This window comes from Streptomyces pseudovenezuelae, from assembly GCF_001513955.1.
In the GTDB taxonomy this organism is placed as follows: Bacteria; Actinomycetota; Actinomycetes; order Streptomycetales; family Streptomycetaceae; genus Streptomyces; species Streptomyces pseudovenezuelae.
Genome location: NZ_KQ948152.1, coordinates 163,019 through 178,403, shown reverse-complemented (window position 1 = coordinate 178,403; position 15,385 = coordinate 163,019). Strand labels below are relative to the sequence as shown.

Here is a 15,385-nt window from a genome sequence, read left to right as displayed (position 1 = left end):
CGGGGTCGCCAGAGGGCGTAACCGCGCGGGCGTGGGCGCGTTGAATCACGTGACGGCCGTGGCGGGGAAGACCCCCGAGCCCCCACCACGGCCGTAGAGCTTCCGGAGGGCGGTCAGGCGAGACCGGCACGCTCCAGGGCCTCGGTGCCGGCGCGGAGCGAGGCGAGGCGCTCGTCGAGGGTGAAGCCGGCGGGGGCCAGGGTCAGGGTGGTGACGCCGGCCGCCGCGTACTGCTTCATACGGTCCGCGATGCGGTCCACGGAGCCGAGCAGGGTGGTCTTGTCGATGAGCTCGTGCGGGACGGCGGCCGCGGCGCCGTCCTTGTCGCCGGCCAGGTACTTGTCCTGGATCTCGGCGGCCGCCGCCTCGAAGCCCATGCGCTGGGCGAGCTGGTTGTAGAAGTTCTGCTTGCGGCTGCCCATGCCGCCGACGTACAGGGCGGTGTAGGGGCGGAAGGTGTCGGCGAGCGAGCTGACGTCCTTGTCCTCGCCGAGGGCGAGCGGCAGGGTCGGGCAGACGTCGAACCCGTCGAGGGTCTTGCCGGCCTTCTCGCGCCCCGCCCGCAGGTACTGGATCGCGGTGTCCTCCAGGTGCTCGGCGGAGGGGAAGATCAGCAGCGCGCCGTCGGCGATCTCGCCGGTCTGCTCCAGGTTCTTCGGGCCGATCGCGGCGATGTACAGCGGGATGTGCTCGCGCTCCGGGTGCACGGTCAGCTTGATCGGCTTGCCGGGGCCGCCGGGCAGCGGCAGCGTCCAGTGCTGCCCCTCGTAGGAGAGGCGCTCGCGCGACATGGCCCTGCGGACGATCTCCACGTACTCACGCGTGCGTGCCAGCGGCTTGTCGAACTTGACGCCGTACCAGCCCTCGGAGACCTGCGGGCCCGAGACGCCGAGGCCGAGGCGGAAACGGCCGCCGGACAGGGAGTCGAGGGTGGCGGCGGTCATCGCGGTCATCGCCGGCTGGCGGGCCGGGATCTGGAAGATGGCCGAGCCGACGTCGATGCGCTCGGTCTGGGCGGCGACCCAGGTGAGCACGGTGGCCGCGTCCGAGCCGTAGGCCTCGGCGGCCCAGCAGACGGCGTATCCGAGCCGGTCGGCCTCCTGGGCGACGGCGAGATTGTCCGCGTCCATTCCGGCGCCCCAGTAGCCGAGGTTGATCCCGAGCTGCATGGCCGATTCCCCTTACCGATCAGTAACGTCCTTGTCGCAGACCATAGCGCGGCCGGACTGTCCGGGGCAGGCCGCGGTCCGTGCCGGTGACCTGGCGACCCTCACCGCGCACCTGTCTGAATCCGTTGTCCACAGGCCCCCACGCGACAGGTTCTGGCCAGTAATCTCGGCGTCCATGGAGCAGAGGCATCTCGGCCGTACCGGCCTGCGCGTGTCCCGCATCGGACTCGGCACCCTGACCTGGGGCAGGGACACCGACGAGCACGACGCGGCGGACCTCCTGAAAACGTTCTGGGAGGCGGGCGGCACGCTGGTCGACACGGCGGACGTGTACGGCGACGGGGAGGCCGAATATCTGCTCGGGCGCCTGATAGAAGGCCTGGTCCCGCGCCGGGACCTGGTCATCTCCACGAAGGCGGGCAGCGTGCCCGACCCGGACGTCCGCGTCGACGGCTCGCGCGGCCATCTGCTCTCCGCGCTGGACGACTCGCTGGCCCGGCTCGGCACGGACTACGTCGACGTGTGGCACATCCACTCCTACGACCCCTGCACCCCGCTGGAGGAGACGCTCCAGGCGCTCGACGTGGCCGTCAGCAGCGGTCGCGCCCGCTATGCCGGGGTCTCCAACTTCTGCGGCTGGCAGCTCGCCAAGGCGGGTACCTGGCAGCTTGCCGCGCCCGGCACGCGGACCCGGCTGGCCGCCACCCAGCTGGAGTACTCGCTGCTGCAGCGCGGCATCGAGCGGGAGGTCCTGCCGGCCGCGCTCGACCTGGGCATCGGGCTGCTGCCCTCCTCGCCGCTGGGCCGTGGCGTCCTGACGGGCAAGTACCGCAACGCCACCCCGGCCGACTCGCGAGGGGCCTCGGAGCATCTGGCGCCGTTCGTCGCTCCGTACCTCGACGACACCGCGAGCCACATCGTGGAGGCGGTGACCACGGCGGCGGACGGACTCGCGGTGACGCCGCTCCAGGTGGCCCTCGCATGGGTCCGTGACCGGCCGGGGGTGACCGCGCCGATCGTCGGCGCGCGCAACTCGCAGCAGCTCACGGCGGCATTGTCAGTGGAGGCCCTTAGTCTTCCTGACGAGATCTGCCGGGCGCTCGACGATGTGTCGGCGCCCGTGCACCGCTATCCCGATCACGACTGGAGCACGCTGTGAGCACGGAGCCGGAGGGCACGGAGGAAGCGCCCGAGCAGGAGGCGGACGGCGCGGGGGGCGGTGGAGCGGGCACGGCGGAGTCGGCCGGGGGCGGCGCCGGTGACAGCGTGAGCGAGGAACCGGGGACCGAGGCGGGCGAGGGCGGTGACGCCGCCGGCGCCGATGCGGACGGCGCGGAGAAGGCGCGGTTGTCCGAGGCCGAGGCCGAGTTGGCGGCGCAGCGGATCGAGCGGGAGCGGATCGCCCGGCGCAAGGCCGAGAAGCAGGGGCCGGTCGCGAGCGGGGCCAAGCTCAGCGGGACGGCGGCCGATCTCCTGGCCGCCGTACGGGCGGTGGAGAGCGGGGAGAAGCCCGTGGCCGCCGTCTTCAGCGAACCCGAGGCACCCCGTCGGCCCGCCCAGGAGCCGGTGCGGCCCCGGCCGGTGCGGGTGGAGGCCCCCGGGGTCGGCGGTTCCGTCGGCGTGCCCGCGCCGGAGGCCGTGGAGGCCGTACGGGGTGTGCTGGCCGAGGGCGGGGCGCCGGAGAACCTCGCGGCACAGGTCGCCGCGGCCCTCGGGGAAGGGGCCGACGACCGACTGCGGGCGGATCCCTGGCAGTTGCTGCGGGTGCCGGGTGTACGGCCCGAGCAGGCCGACGGGTTCGCGCGGGCGCTCCTCGGCGCGCAGTGCGCGCCGGACGACGAGCGGCGGGGGCGCGCGGTCACCGTCTGGCTCCTGGAGCAGGCGGCGCTGGCCGGGCACACCGTGCTGGAGATGCCGGCCCTCGTGGCCGCGCTGGTCCAGCGGGGCGTGCCGGACGCCGACGCGGCCGTGCAGAGCACGATCGCCGAGGCCGAGGCCCTGGTCTTCCAGGACGCCCTCGACCCGGCGGCTCCGGAGCCCGCGGAGGACGACGAGGAGGGGGCGGAGCGGCCGGTCCGCATCCTGGTCGGGCTCGAAAGGTACGCCCTCGCGGAGGAGAGTCTCGCCGACGGACTGGCCCGGCTGATCAACTCCGTGCCCAAGGAGGACGGTTCGGCCGAGGACTGGGAGCGCGCCGCGGCGTCGGCCGAGGGCTCGGCCGCCGAGCTGATCCGCGCGGTCGCGGCGGGCGGACTGGTCCTGCACACCGGCGGCGAGGCGTCCCTGACCGAACCGGCGGCCCTGCTGGTGGCGGCGCGCGGGCTGGGGTTGCGGTCGTGGGCGGCCACGCACAGCCCTCTTGGCCGGGACCGCTTCGGCGCCCTGCTCGCCAGCGACGACTCCGCCCGGCAGGTCACCACCGTCGCCGGACTCCTCTCCGGTGCCGAGGGGCCGGGCCGGGACGCCGACGGGGCGTTCGATCTCGACCTGCTCGTCGTGCTCGACGCGCCTCAGCTGGACGTCGAGACGGCCGCGCTGCTCGTGGAGTCCTTGCCGGACGGGGCGCGGCTGGTGCTGGGCGGGGATCCGGCGGTGCTGTGGTCGGCGGGGCCCGGGCGGGTGTTCGCCGATCTGCTCGGCGCGCGGATCTGTCCGCAGGTCGCCTCGCGGAAGCCGGACCCGGGACCGCTGGGCGAGCTGGTCTCCGGGATCGGCATCGGTGAGCTGAACCAGGTCGAGGCCCCCGGCAAGGAGGTCGTGATCGTGCCGGTGCGGGACGCGGGCGAGGCCGTGCACCGGACCGTGCAACTGGTCGCCGACTCGGTGCCGAGGGCGATCGGGGTCCCCGCCGAGGAGACCCAGGTGATCACCCCGGGCCACGGCGGCGCCGCCGGCACCCGCGTCCTCAACGCGGCCCTGAAGGAGCGCCTGAACCCCGGCCCCGGCAGGTTCGGCGGATTCGACCCCGGTGACCGTGTCGTCCACTCCCCCGCACCGGGCCGCACGCTCCCGGGCCAGGTGGTGAAGGCCGACGCGGACGGCCTGCACCTGATGTGCTCCGGTGAGCCCGTGGTCGTACCGAAGGAGCGGGTGGAGCAGTCCGTGCGGCACGGCTGGGCCCTGACCGCGCACCAGGCGGTGGGCGGCCGCTGGCCCGCGGCGGTCGTGGTGCTGCCCGGGGACGCGGCGCAGGCCCTCAGCCGGCCCTGGGTCTACACGGCGTTCGGCAGGGCGGAGCGCCACCTGTCCGTGGTGCACGGCGCGGAGCAGGCCCTCCCGAGGGCGGTCGCCGAGATCCCGGCCAAGCCGCGGACGACCCGGCTGCCCGTCCTCCTCGGGGCACAGACGCCGACGCCCGGCTGAGCGGACCGAAACGGAGCGCGGCCCCGGAGATCGTCCTCCGGGGCCGCGCTCACTCCCTCGCCTCAGCGACGATCCACGTCCAGGGGCTCCAGGTCCTCGCCCTCGACGTCGGGCCCGTCGGCGTCGTCCAGGTCGTCCTCGTCGTCGAACACCGCGCTGACATCGAACCGGCACACCACCCGCTCGACGTCGACCTGCTCGAACGGCGTCTCCAGCCACTCGCCGGGCTCGGCCGGTTCGTCCGCCGCGGTCACCCACAGCGTGGAATCGCCCTCCTCAAGACCGAACTCCTTGTGCCGGGAGGCGATCTCGTCGGGCTCGAACTCGCCGAACAGCACTTCCAGCGCACCGTGCACCGTGCCGGAGGCCTCCGTGCCGAGCCCCTCGTCGGCCGCCTCGACCCGCTGGGCCTGCGCCAGCAGCCGCTGCGGCTCCACCACGGCGTAGTCACGGCGGATCAGCACGCTCAGCGCGTTCGGCTCCTCGGGGCCGGTGTACGGCGGGGCGTCCTCGGCGCCGGGGATCTCGAAGGGGGTGACCTCGTCGTAGCGGTCGTAGAGCAGCTCGTCGTACACCTCGGCGGCCGCGGCCAGTTCGTTGAAGGCCTCGTAGACGGCGGGGTCGTCCTCCCCCGACCTGCGTTCGACCGCGGCCAGGTGGCGGTCGAGCGCGGTCTTGACCGCCTCGGCGGCGGCACGTACCTCGGCAGCGGTGGGCTGCACAGCATCAGACATAGTGCAGACGCTATCCGTAGCGGGCCCCGGCCCGCACAATAGATGCGATGCCGGAATACGAATTTGTCGACGTGTACGTACCGCGGGGGGTCTCCCGCAAGGACGCCACACGTCTGCTGACGGACCATGCCGAGTACGGACACTGGGAGTTGGACCGACTGAGTCTGATGCGCGACGGCAGCCGCAGGGTGCGGTTGCGCCGGCGGATCATCCGCCAGGTGCGTGCCACGTGGTGAGACAGCACGAACGGAGCGGGCCCCGCCGAGGCGGGGCCCGCTCCGTTGCACGCGGTATGTCCTAGGCCGAGGCCCGTGCCCTGCGGTAGAGCACCGCGCCCGCCAGCAGCGCCCCGGCGCCGGCCGGGAGCACCAGCCCGATCGGCAGGTCGCTGCCGGTCTGTGCCAGCTGCGCGCTGCCCAGGGGCTGGGTGACCGTCTGGGTACCGGGGTGGTTGCCGCTGCCCGGGGCCCCGCCGCCCGCCGCGGGCGGGGTGGCCGGGGAACCGGGGTGGCCGGGCTCCACCGGGTCGCCGGGGTGCCCCGGGTTGCCGGGCTGCGCGGGGGTGCCGGGGTGTCCCGGCGATCCGGGCGGGGTGTGGTGCCCGCCGCCGGGGCCGCTGCCGCAGTCGTTGCCCATGGCCGGGTTACCGATGCCGATGACGTCGACGCTGTTGCCGCAGGCGTTCACCGGGACGTCGATCGGCGCCTCGACGTGGTTGCCGGAGCCCACGCCGGGTGAGCCACCGGTGTGACCGCCGGCGTGCGAGCCCCCGGAGCCGCCGGAACCGGGGGCTCCGTGGCCGCCGTGCCCGTGTCCGCCGTGACCGCCGCGGTGCCCTCCGGAGCCGCCCGGGTTGCCGTGTCCGCCGGGGACCCCGCCGCCGCCCTTGTTGGCGCAGCTGTTGCCCATCGCGGGGTTGAGGACCCCGACGACGTTCACGGTGTTGCCGCACGCGTTCACCGGTGCGTGCACCGGCGCCGACACCGTGTTGCCCGACAGCACGCCGGGAGAGTTCGCGCTTGATCCGCTCGCGCCCGCGTCCGCGTGGGCGGCGCCTCCTGCGGCGGCGATCACGCCGGTGGCGGCCGCCACCGTCATCAGGCCCTTGCGGGTGACTTGTCGCATGTACCCAATACCTGCTTTCGACCTTGTCTCGAAATTCCGCTGTGTCGCGGTTCCTTTTCTTTGCGAAAAGGCCGGTCGGCCCCGGAGCGCATGGCTTGCACTCCGGGGCCGACGGCTCATCCCTGTTAACTAAGGGCGAGGCACAACGTCACTTGTTGATGCAGGTGTTGCCGAAGGCAGGGTTCAGCAGGCCGATCACGGAGACCGTGTTGCCGCAGACGTTCACCGGGACGTGAACGGGAACCTGCACGACATTGCCGGACAGCACACCCGGGGAGCCCACAGCGGCACCCTGCGCACCCGCATCGGCGACGGCAAGGCCCGCGCCCGCGAGAACCAGGCCACCAGTGGCAGCCGCAGCGGCGACGACCTTCTTGATCATTGTTCCTCCTTGTAGGCAATGCGACCCCAAGTAGCGGATCACGTCACCTGTAACGAGGAGGGAGTATTGGGGATACGAGCTTATGAGCGCATTCACCCTTCCCGGCCAATCTCGTACGCGCGGCCGAATAAGGGCGTCAACACATGTCAGCTCGCGTCGATGAACCGGTCGAGAACCCGCACGCCGAACTTGAGGCCGTCCACCGGCACCCGCTCGTCGACACCGTGGAACATCCCGGCGAAGTCCAGCTCCGGGGGCAGCTTGAGCGGCGCGAAACCGAAGCCGCGGATGCCGAGCTCGTCGAAGGACTTGGCGTCGGTGCCGCCGGAGAGCATGTAGGGGATCGCCTTGGCGGCCGGGTCCTCGGCGACCAGGGCGGACTGCATGGCGTCGACGAGGGCGCCGTCGAAGGTGGTCTCGACGGCCTTGTCGGAGTGCACGTCCTCGCGCCTGACCTTGGGGCCGAGGATCTTGTCGAGGTCGGCGAGGAACTCCTCCTCGAAGCCGGGCAGGAAGCGCCCGTCGACGTGCGCGGTGGCCTCGCCCGGGATGACGTTGACCTTGTAGCCGGCGCCGAGCTGGGTGGGGTTGGCGGTGTTGCTGAGGGTCGCGCCGATGAGCTTGGCGATACCGCCGAGCCGGGCGAGCGTGCCCTCCATGTCCTCCGGGTCCAGCTCGGTGCCCAGCGCGTCGCCGAGCTCGTCGAGGAAGGCCCGGGTGGTCTTGGTGACCCGCACCGGGAACCTGTGCCGGCCGAGGCGTGCGACCGCCTCCGACAGTTCGGTGATGGCGTTGTCGCGGTGGATCATCGAGCCGTGCCCGGCGGTGCCGGCCACGGTCAACTTCATCCAGTGCATGCCCTTCTCGGCCGTCTGGATCAGATAGAGCCGGCGCTGCTCGTTCACCGTGAAGGAGAAGCCGCCCACCTCGCTGATCGCCTCGGTGACGCCCTCGAACAGGTCGGGGTGGTGGTCGACGAGGTGCCGGGCGCCGAACGTGCCGCCCGCCTCCTCGTCGGCGAGGAAGGCGAGGACGATGTCCCTCGGCGGCCTGCGGCCGCTGCGCAGCCGGTCGCGCACGACCGCCAGGGTCATCGCGTCCATGTCCTTCATGTCGACCGCGCCCCGCCCCCACACGCACCCGTCCGCGACCTCGCCGGAGAAGGGGTCGTGGGTCCAGTCCTGCGCGTTGGCCGGTACGACGTCGAGGTGGCCGTGGATCAGCAGGGCCGGCCGGGTCGGGTCCTCACCCGCGATCCTGGCCACGGTGGAGGCGCGGCCCGGGTGCGACTCGAAGATCTGCGGGTCGAGCCCCACTTCCGCGAGCTTCTCCGCGACCCACTCGGCCGCCTTGCGCTCGCCGGGGCCGGAGTGGTCGCCGTAGTTGCTGGTGTCGAAGCGGATCAGCTCGCGGCAGAGGTCCACGACCTCGTCCTCGCCGGTGACGCCCCTGGCCGTGTCCGTGTCGCTCACGCTGTTCCTCCCGCTGTCACTGCTGGTGGTTGCCCTCATCCTCTCTCCGCGACCCGGTCGGCCCCAAGACCGGACCCGGCCCGTCACACGTCGTTCACGCGCGTTCCGGGCGGAGCCGGGGGGTGATCGGGCCCTGTCGAAAGCCTGGTAATGTTTCCTTCGTCGCCGCGAGGGAAACCCCGCACGACAGACACCTTGTCCGGGTGGCGGAATGGCAGACGCGCTAGCTTGAGGTGCTAGTGCCCTTTATCGGGCGTGGGGGTTCAAGTCCCCCCTCGGACACAAGTAACGGTGCTGGCCGATCTTCGGCCGGCACCGTTCGTGTTTTCCGGTGAGCGCGCATGACGCGCCCCTCCTCACGCACAGTGTGGGCGATCTCTCTTGGCAGTGAAGATCCGCAGGTCACGACAGGGGCAGGTGGGTGTGAAGCACCCCGAACGGCGCCTTCCGGATGGCCGATCACGTGGGGCGGGCCTAGGTTCGTACTAAAATTTCCGGCTTGTTACGAGCTGGAGCCGGACAACCCCAGGCAGACCTGCGGGCCCGCCAGCGCCCCGGAGGCCCGGGATCGAGACGCGAGGACCGATGGCAGCCATAGACGAGAGCAGCGCTCTCGGCCTGCTCAACGAAGAGTTCAGCGCTGAGATCCGCGCACAGTTCGGTGACACCGCCCGTTTCTCCGGGGGCCCCGCGGCCTCCCCGCGCACCCTCGTCGACGTGTTCGACGCGTCCGTGCGGTCCTACCCCGACGAGCTAGCCCTGGACGACGGGGCGACCCAGCTCACCTACCGGGCCCTGGCCGTCGAGGTCGAGCGGCTGCGGCGGCGGCTGGCCGCGGCCGGGGTCGGGCTCGGCGATCGGGTGGGGGTCCGGGTGCCTTCCGGTACCAATGACCTCTACGTCGCGATCCTCGCCGTGCTCGCCGCCGGTGCCGCCTACGTTCCCGTCGACGCCGAGGACCCCGACGAGCGGGCCGAGCTGGTCTTCGGGGAGGCCGAGGTGCGGGCCGTCCTCGGCGCCGGGCACGAGCTGACCGTCCACGGGTCCGGTACGGCCCCCGCCGCCCGGCCCGGCATCGAGCACGACGCGTGGATCATCTTCACCTCCGGCTCCACCGGCAAGCCCAAGGGCGTCGCCGTCTCGCACCGCAGCGCCGCCGCCTTCGTGGACGCCGAGGCCGCGCTGTTCCTCACCGACGACCCCATCGGTCCCGGTGACAGGGTCATGGCGGGGCTGTCGGTCGCCTTCGACGCCTCCTGCGAGGAGATGTGGCTGGCGTGGCGGTACGGGGCCACTCTGGTGCCGGTGCCGCGTTCCCAGGTCCGCAGCGGCGCCGACCTCGGGCCCTGGCTGGTCGAGCAGGAGATCACCGTGGTCTCCACGGTGCCGACACTGGCCGCGCTGTGGGAGCCCGAGACCCTCAACGACGTACGGCTGCTGATCTTCGGCGGTGAGGCCTGTCCGCCCGAGCTGACGCAGCGGCTGGTGACGGAGGGGCGTGAGGTGTGGAACACCTACGGGCCCACCGAGGCGACCGTGGTGGCCTGCGCGTCGCTGATGAGCGGCGCGGAGCCGATCCGGATCGGGCTGCCGCTGGACGGCTGGGAGCTGGCCGTCGTCGACGAGGCCGGGGATCCCGTGCCGATGGGCGCGAGCGGGCAGCTGGTGATCGGCGGGGTCGGTCTGGCCCGGTACCTGGACGCCGAGAAGGACGCGGAGAAGTACGCGCCGCTGAAGTCGCTGGGCTGGGAGCGGGCGTACCGCAGCGGTGACCTCGTGAAGGCGGAGCCCGAGGGGCTGGTCTTCCTCGGGCGGGCCGACGAGCAGATCAAGCTCGGTGGCCGGCGGATCGAGCTGGGCGAGGTCGACGCGGCGCTCCAGGCGCTGCCGGGAGTCGCGGGCGCGGCCGCCGCCGTGCGCACCGCCCGCAGCGGCAACCAGCTCCTCGTCGGCTACGTCGTCACGCAGGACGGCTGGGACCACGCGACGGCCGTGGAGCGGCTGCGGGCCGAACTGCCCGCCGCGCTGGTGCCGTTGCTCGCCCCCGTCGACGACCTGCCGACCCGGACCTCCGGCAAGGTGGACCGCAACGCGCTGCCGTGGCCCCTGGCGGAGCTCGACACCGGCGGTCCCGCGGAGGAGCTGTACGGCACCGAGGCCTGGCTCGCCGAGCAGTGGGCGGAAGTCCTCGGCATTCCGGTCTCCAGCGCGCGCGACGACTTCTTCGCGATCGGCGGCAGCAGCCTGGCCGCCGCCCAGCTGACCACCCGGCTGCGCACCCGCTACCCGAGCGCCGCCGTCCTCGACATCTACCAGCAGCCCACCCTGCGGAAGCTGGCCCGGCACCTGGAGAGGTCCGCGCAGGACGACGGGGCGGCACGGGTGATCGCGCCGGTGCCGGTGCGGGCCCAGGTGATCCAGCTCCTCGTCCTGGTCCCCCTGTTCACGCTGATGGGGCTGCGCTGGCTGGTGCCGCTGGCCGCGCTCGGGAACCTGTTGCCGTACTCCTGGCTGCCGTCCGCCTCGTGGTGGCTGGTCGGGGCCGGTGCCCTGCTGCTGTTCAGCCCGCCCGGCCGGCTCGCGATCGCCGCGGGCGGGGCCCGGCTGCTGCTGCGCGGCCTCCGGCCCGGCCGTCACCCGCGTGGCGGCAGCGTCCATCTGCGGCTGTGGACCGCCGAGCGGCTCTCCGAGTTCACCGGGGCGACATCGCTGACCGGCTCCTGGCTGGAGCGGTACGCGCGGGCGCTCGGGGCCAAGATCGGTCCGGACGTGGACCTGCACTCGCTGCCGCCGGTCACCGGCATGCTCAAGCTGGGCCGGGGCGCCGCCGTGGAGTCCGAGGTGGACCTGTCGGGCTGGTGGCTGGACGGCGACCGGCTGGAGATCGGCCAGGTCAAGGTGGGCGCGCACGCCGTCGTCGGTACGCGCAGCATGCTCTTCCCGGGCGCCCGGGTCGGCAAGCGGGCCGAGGTGGCACCGGGTTCGGCGGTCACCGGCCAGATCCCGACCGGGCAGCGCTGGGCGGGCGCGCCCGCGGTCAAGCTCGGCAAGGCCAAGCGGAACTGGCCGAAGGAGCGGCCGGCGCGGGGGACGTACTGGCGGGTGATGTACGGCCTGACCGGCTTCTCCATGAGCATGCTCCCGGTGCTGGCGGGCGGCGCGGCCTTCCTGGCCGCCCGGCCGTTCCTGGCCGCGTACGCGCCCCTGAAGGGTGCCTTCCTCGCCCTCGTCCCGGCCACGCTCTCCTTCGGGCTGGCCTACGCGCTGCTGCTCCTGGTCGCCGTACGGCTGCTGAGCCTGGGGCTGCGCGAGGGGACGTACCCCACGCACAGCCGGGTCGGGTGGCAGGCGTGGACCGTGACGCAGCTGATGGACCGCTCGCGCGAGACGCTGTTCCCGCTGTACGCCGGGCTGGTCACGCCGGTGTGGCTGCGGCTGCTCGGGATGCGGATCGGGCGGGGTGCCGAGGTGTCGACCGTGCTGGCGCTGCCGAGCCTGACGACGGTCGGCGAGGGCGCGTTCCTCGCCGACGACACGCTGACCGCGCCGTTCGAGCTGGGGGGCGGCTGGGTCAGGATCGGGCGGGCCGAGATCGGGCGGCGGGCGTTCCTCGGGAACTCGGGGATGACCGCGCCGGGGCGGACCGTGCCGGACGGCGGGCTGGTCGGGGTGCTCTCGGCGACGCCGAAGAAGGCGAAGAAGGGCACCTCGTATCTGGGGCTGCCGCCGGTGAAGCTGCCGCGCAGTTCGGCCGACAGCGACCAGAGCCGGACGTACGAGCCCTCGGCGGGGCTGCTGTGGGCGCGCGGACTGGTGGAGCTGTGCCGGATCCTGCCCGTGTTCTGCTCGGCGGGGCTCGGCGTGCTGACGGTGGCGGCGCTGTGTGCGCTGGGGCCGTGGGCCTGGCCGCTGGCCGGGGTCGTGCTGCTCGCGGCCGGTGCGGTCGCCGGGCTGGTGTCGATGGTCGCCAAGTGGGCGCTCGTGGGACGGCACCGCAGTGGGGAGCACCCGCTGTGGAGCGGCTTCGTGTGGCGCAACGAACTCGCCGACACCTTCGTCGAGGTGCTGGCCGTGCCGTGGCTGGCGGGCGCGGTGCCCGGTACGCCGGTGCTGACGGCGTGGCTGCGCGGGCTCGGTGCGAAGATCGGCCGGGGCGTCTGGGTGGAGAGCTACTGGCTGCCGGAGACCGACCTGGTGACGCTGGAGGACGGGGCGACCGTGAACCGCGGCTGTGTGCTCCAGACCCACCTCTTCCACGACCGGATCTTGCGGACGGATACTGTGGTGCTCCGTGAGGGCGCCACGCTGGGCCCTGGCGGGATCGTGCTGCCCGGCAGCACGATCGGGGCCCGCACCACGCTGGGCCCCGCGTCGCTCGTCATGGCCGCGGAGTCCGTACCGGACGACACCCGCTGGCTCGGCAACCCGATCGAGGCATGGCGGCCCTGAATGCGGGCCACTCGAAGTCGGTGAGCGGTGTACCGGCGGATCCGAGTGGCAACGCGGCGCAGGGAGCGGAAGCGGCAGTGGCAGTTCAGCAGGCGGCGGGTTCGGACCCGTACTTCCCGGACCACGGTGACGCCCGGTACCGGGTGCACCGCTACGAGCTCGCGCTGGACTACCGCCCCGCCCCGAACCGGCTGGCCGGAAGCGCCCGGATCAACGCGATCGCGGGGCGTTCCCCGCTCGCCGAGTTCATGCTCAACCTGTCCGACTTCAAGATCGGCCGGGTGCGGGTGGACGGCCGGCCGGCGCACTACACGCACCGGGGCGGGAAGCTGAGGGTCCGTCCCGCGAAGCCGGTGCGGCCCGGGGCGGCGTTCACGGTCGAGGTGCACTGGTCGGGCAACCCCCGGCCGGTGCACAGCCCTTGGGGCGGTCTCGGCTGGGAGGAGCTGGAGGACGGGGCGCTGGTGGCGAGCCAGCCCATCGGGGCGCCGTCCTGGTATCCGTGCAACGACCGGCCCGCGGACAAGGCCTCGTACCAGATCTCGATCACCACGCCGTCCGCCTACGCGGTGGTGGCGGGCGGGCGGCTGCTGACCCGTACCACCAAGGCGTCCACGACGACCTGGGTGTACGAGCAGGCCGCGCCCACCTCCAGCTATCTCGTCGGGCTGTCGATCGGCAAGTACCAGACGGTGCTGCTCGGCGACCCGGGGCCGGGCGGGGTGCCGCAGCACGGGCACATCCCGGCGCATCTGCTGCCGGAGTTCTCACGGGACTTCGCGCGGCAGCCGCAGATGATGGAGCTGTTCCAGGAGCTGTTCGGGCCGTATCCGTTCGACGAGTACGCCGTCGTCGTCACGGAGGAGGAGCTCGATGTGCCCGTGGAGGCCCAGGGGTTGTCGCTGTTCGGCGCCAACCACGTGGACGGGGCCCGGGGTTGGGAGCGGCTGATCGCGCACGAGCTGGCGCACCAGTGGTTCGGCAACAGCGTGTCCATCGCGGACTGGCGGCACATCTGGCTCAACGAGGGGTTCGCCAAGTACGCCGAGTGGCTGTGGTCGGAGCGCTCGGGGGGCCGTACGGCCCAGCAACTGGCCGCCGCCGCACACCGGTTGCTGTCCTCGCTCCCCCAGGACCTGCGGCTGGCCGACCCGGGCCGCAAGTCGATGTTCGACGACCGGCTCTACGAGCGTGGCGGACTGACCGTGCACGCGATCCGCTGCGCGATGGGCGACGAGGCGTTCTTCCGGATGCTGCGCGGCTGGGCCGGGCTGCACCGGGGCGGGGCGGTGACCACCGCGACGCTGACCGCCCACGTCAACCGGTTCGCGGACGAGTCGCTGACCGGGCTGCTCGACGCGTGGGCGCACCGGGCGGCGCTGCCGCCGCTGCCGAGGCCGGTTCCGGCGCGGCCGGCGCACCCGCCGACCAACACGGGCACGGTGCAGCCGTGACCCGACGCGCCGCGCGGCAACGGCCCTCCTGTCCCTGCGGTCTCCAGGAGCCGTACGACCAGTGCTGCGGCCGCTTCCACCGGGGCAAGTCGGCGGCACCCACCGCCGAAGCGCTCATGCGGTCGCGCTACAGCGCCTTCGTGCGGCGGGAGCGGGACTACCTGCTGCGCACCTGGCACCCCCGGACCCGGCCCGGCTCACTGGAGCTGGACCCGGGCATGCGCTGGACCGGGCTGGAGATCCTGGACACGACCGACGGTTCGGCCTTCCACGGCTCCGGGACGGTGACGTTCCGCGCCTCGTTCAAGGGCGGCTCCCTGCACGAGCGCAGTCGTTTCGAGCGGGTCGACGGGGCCTGGGTGTACGTCGACGGGGAGTTCCTCGGCTGAACTACGGCGCGAGGATGTCGAGTTCCTGGAGGGCGCCCTCCGCGATCTCGCGGGTCAGCTCCTCCGCGTGGCCCGCGTCGCCCGCGCGGATCGCCTCGGCGAGCCGGACATGGAGGGTGACGGCGGCCGGGTCGGGGTCCTCGAACATGACCTCGTGGCGGGTGCGGCCGGTGAGGACCTCGGCGACCACGTCACCGAGGCGGGCGAACATCTCGTTGCCGGAGGCGTTGAGGATCACCCGGTGGAAGGCGATGTCGTGGAGGAGGTAGCCCTCCAGCCGGTGGCCCTTGGAGTGGGCGACCATGCCGAGCGCGCACTCGGTGAGTTCGGCGCACTGCTCGGCGGTCGCGTGCTTGGCGGCGAGGCCCGCCGCCACCGGCTCGATCGCCGAGCGCAGCACGGTCAGTGAGCGCAGCTGCTGCGGGCGGTCGGCGCCGGCCAGCCGCCAGCGGATGACCTGGGGGTCGTAGACGTTCCACTCGGCCTTGGGGCGGACCGTCACACCCACGCGGCGGCGGGACTCGACCAGGTGCATGGACTCCAGGACCCGGACCGCCTCGCGCATCACGGAACGTGAGACGTCGAAACGCTGGGCGAGTTCGTCGGTGCGCAGAACGCTGCCCGGCGGGTACTCGCCCGCGGTGATCGCGGGGCCGAGGGCGTCCAGTACGCGTCCGTGCAGCCCCCGGCCCAATGTGCTCATGCACTCAGCGTACGGGGCGCGTCACACCAAGAAAAAGTCAGACTTATTCGTCACAGGGTCTTGATTAGTCCTACCTAATCGGTTTCAGTTGCGTCGGCGTCAAGGGCGTCACCCGTCGAGGAGGACAGCAGACAGTGAGGCAGCG

General features: G+C 72.7%; 12 protein-coding genes and 1 tRNA gene. 7 read left to right on the top strand and 6 right to left on the bottom strand.

Going from position 1 to position 15,385, the window contains the following annotated elements; translation table 11 throughout:
- Window positions 1-113: 113 nt before the first annotated feature.
- Window positions 114-1,169 (bottom strand): LLM class F420-dependent oxidoreductase, encoded by a 1,056-nt coding sequence (locus tag AQI94_RS35135; RefSeq protein WP_031041320.1) that lies wholly within the window; start codon window positions 1,167-1,169, stop codon window positions 114-116.
- A 175-nt stretch (window positions 1,170-1,344) separates the two neighbouring features.
- Between AQI94_RS35135 and AQI94_RS35130 the strand changes: the two genes are divergently transcribed.
- Window positions 1,345-2,328 (top strand): aldo/keto reductase, encoded by a 984-nt coding sequence (locus AQI94_RS35130; RefSeq protein ID WP_031041322.1) that lies wholly within the window; start codon window positions 1,345-1,347, stop codon window positions 2,326-2,328.
- Window positions 2,325-4,532 (top strand): ATP-dependent DNA helicase, encoded by a 2,208-nt coding sequence (locus AQI94_RS35125; RefSeq protein WP_062230114.1) that lies wholly within the window; start codon window positions 2,325-2,327, stop codon window positions 4,530-4,532. Before AQI94_RS35130 ends, AQI94_RS35125 begins: the two co-directional genes overlap by 4 nt.
- A 62-nt stretch (window positions 4,533-4,594) precedes the next feature.
- On the opposite strand, the gene AQI94_RS35120 is transcribed toward AQI94_RS35125, so the two are convergent.
- Window positions 4,595-5,266, bottom strand: coding sequence for a hypothetical protein (locus AQI94_RS35120; protein WP_031054157.1), 672 nt, complete (start codon window positions 5,264-5,266; stop codon window positions 4,595-4,597).
- A gap of 47 nt (window positions 5,267-5,313) precedes the next feature.
- On the opposite strand from AQI94_RS35120, the gene AQI94_RS35115 reads away from it, so the two are divergent.
- The gene (locus AQI94_RS35115; RefSeq protein WP_007380901.1) at window positions 5,314-5,502 is read left to right on the top strand and encodes a DUF5703 family protein; all 189 of its coding nucleotides are present in this window, start codon (window positions 5,314-5,316) and stop codon (window positions 5,500-5,502) included.
- A gap of 61 nt (window positions 5,503-5,563) precedes the next feature.
- Here the strand turns inward: AQI94_RS35115 and AQI94_RS46475 are convergent, their stop codons facing one another.
- The 3 genes from AQI94_RS46475 to AQI94_RS35100 all read right to left on the bottom strand — a co-directional run bounded on the left by AQI94_RS46475 (window position 5,564) and on the right by AQI94_RS35100 (window position 8,245).
- Entirely contained in the window at window positions 5,564-6,391 is an 828-nt protein-coding gene (locus AQI94_RS46475) for a chaplin (RefSeq protein ID WP_062230112.1), read from the bottom strand.
- A 148-nt stretch (window positions 6,392-6,539) separates the two neighbouring features.
- Complete coding sequence (gene chpH / locus AQI94_RS35105; RefSeq protein WP_007380902.1) at window positions 6,540-6,773, bottom strand: chaplin ChpH; 234 nt, start codon at window positions 6,771-6,773, stop codon at window positions 6,540-6,542.
- Between the two features lie 146 nt (window positions 6,774-6,919).
- Window positions 6,920-8,245, bottom strand: coding sequence for a M20/M25/M40 family metallo-hydrolase (locus AQI94_RS35100; protein ID WP_031050265.1), 1,326 nt, complete (start codon window positions 8,243-8,245; stop codon window positions 6,920-6,922).
- Window positions 8,246-8,442: 197 nt separating this feature from the next.
- On the opposite strand from AQI94_RS35100, the gene AQI94_RS35095 reads away from it, so the two are divergent.
- The 4 genes from AQI94_RS35095 (at window position 8,443) to AQI94_RS35080 (ending at window position 14,537) form a co-directional block, all read left to right on the top strand.
- Window positions 8,443-8,527, top strand: a tRNA-Leu gene (locus tag AQI94_RS35095).
- Between the two features lie 303 nt (window positions 8,528-8,830).
- Window positions 8,831-12,694, top strand: coding sequence for a Pls/PosA family non-ribosomal peptide synthetase (locus AQI94_RS35090; RefSeq protein WP_031050267.1), 3,864 nt, complete (start codon window positions 8,831-8,833; stop codon window positions 12,692-12,694).
- A 77-nt stretch (window positions 12,695-12,771) separates the two neighbouring features.
- Window positions 12,772-14,148, top strand: a complete 1,377-nt coding sequence (locus AQI94_RS35085; protein ID WP_062230110.1) for a M1 family metallopeptidase — start codon at window positions 12,772-12,774, stop codon at window positions 14,146-14,148.
- A complete protein-coding gene (locus tag AQI94_RS35080; protein ID WP_031050516.1) occupies window positions 14,145-14,537 on the top strand; it encodes a YchJ family protein in 393 nt (130 codons plus the stop codon). Before AQI94_RS35085 ends, AQI94_RS35080 begins: the two co-directional genes overlap by 4 nt.
- A gap of 1 nt (window position 14,538) precedes the next feature.
- Here AQI94_RS35080 and AQI94_RS35075 read toward each other — a convergent pair whose 3' ends face one another.
- Window positions 14,539-15,240, bottom strand: a complete 702-nt coding sequence (locus AQI94_RS35075; protein ID WP_031050514.1) for a FadR/GntR family transcriptional regulator — start codon at window positions 15,238-15,240, stop codon at window positions 14,539-14,541.
- Window positions 15,241-15,385 lie beyond the last annotated feature (145 nt).

Bases quoted from the DNA above. Each gene is read 5' to 3' on its own strand.
- AQI94_RS35135 (WP_031041320.1), bottom strand. From the start codon at position 1,169: ATGCAGCTCGGGATCAACCTCGGCTACTGGGGCGCCGGAATGGACGCG.
- AQI94_RS35130 (WP_031041322.1), top strand. From the start codon at position 1,345: ATGGAGCAGAGGCATCTCGGCCGTACCGGCCTGCGCGTGTCCCGCATC.
- AQI94_RS35120 (WP_031054157.1), bottom strand. From the start codon at position 5,266: ATGTCTGATGCTGTGCAGCCCACCGCTGCCGAGGTACGTGCCGCCGCC.
- AQI94_RS35115 (WP_007380901.1), top strand. From the start codon at position 5,314: ATGCCGGAATACGAATTTGTCGACGTGTACGTACCGCGGGGGGTCTCC.
- AQI94_RS46475 (WP_062230112.1), bottom strand. From the start codon at position 6,391: ATGCGACAAGTCACCCGCAAGGGCCTGATGACGGTGGCGGCCGCCACC.
- chpH (WP_007380902.1), bottom strand. From the start codon at position 6,773: ATGATCAAGAAGGTCGTCGCCGCTGCGGCTGCCACTGGTGGCCTGGTT.
- AQI94_RS35090 (WP_031050267.1), top strand. From the start codon at position 8,831: ATGGCAGCCATAGACGAGAGCAGCGCTCTCGGCCTGCTCAACGAAGAG.
- AQI94_RS35075 (WP_031050514.1), bottom strand. From the start codon at position 15,240: ATGAGCACATTGGGCCGGGGGCTGCACGGACGCGTACTGGACGCCCTC.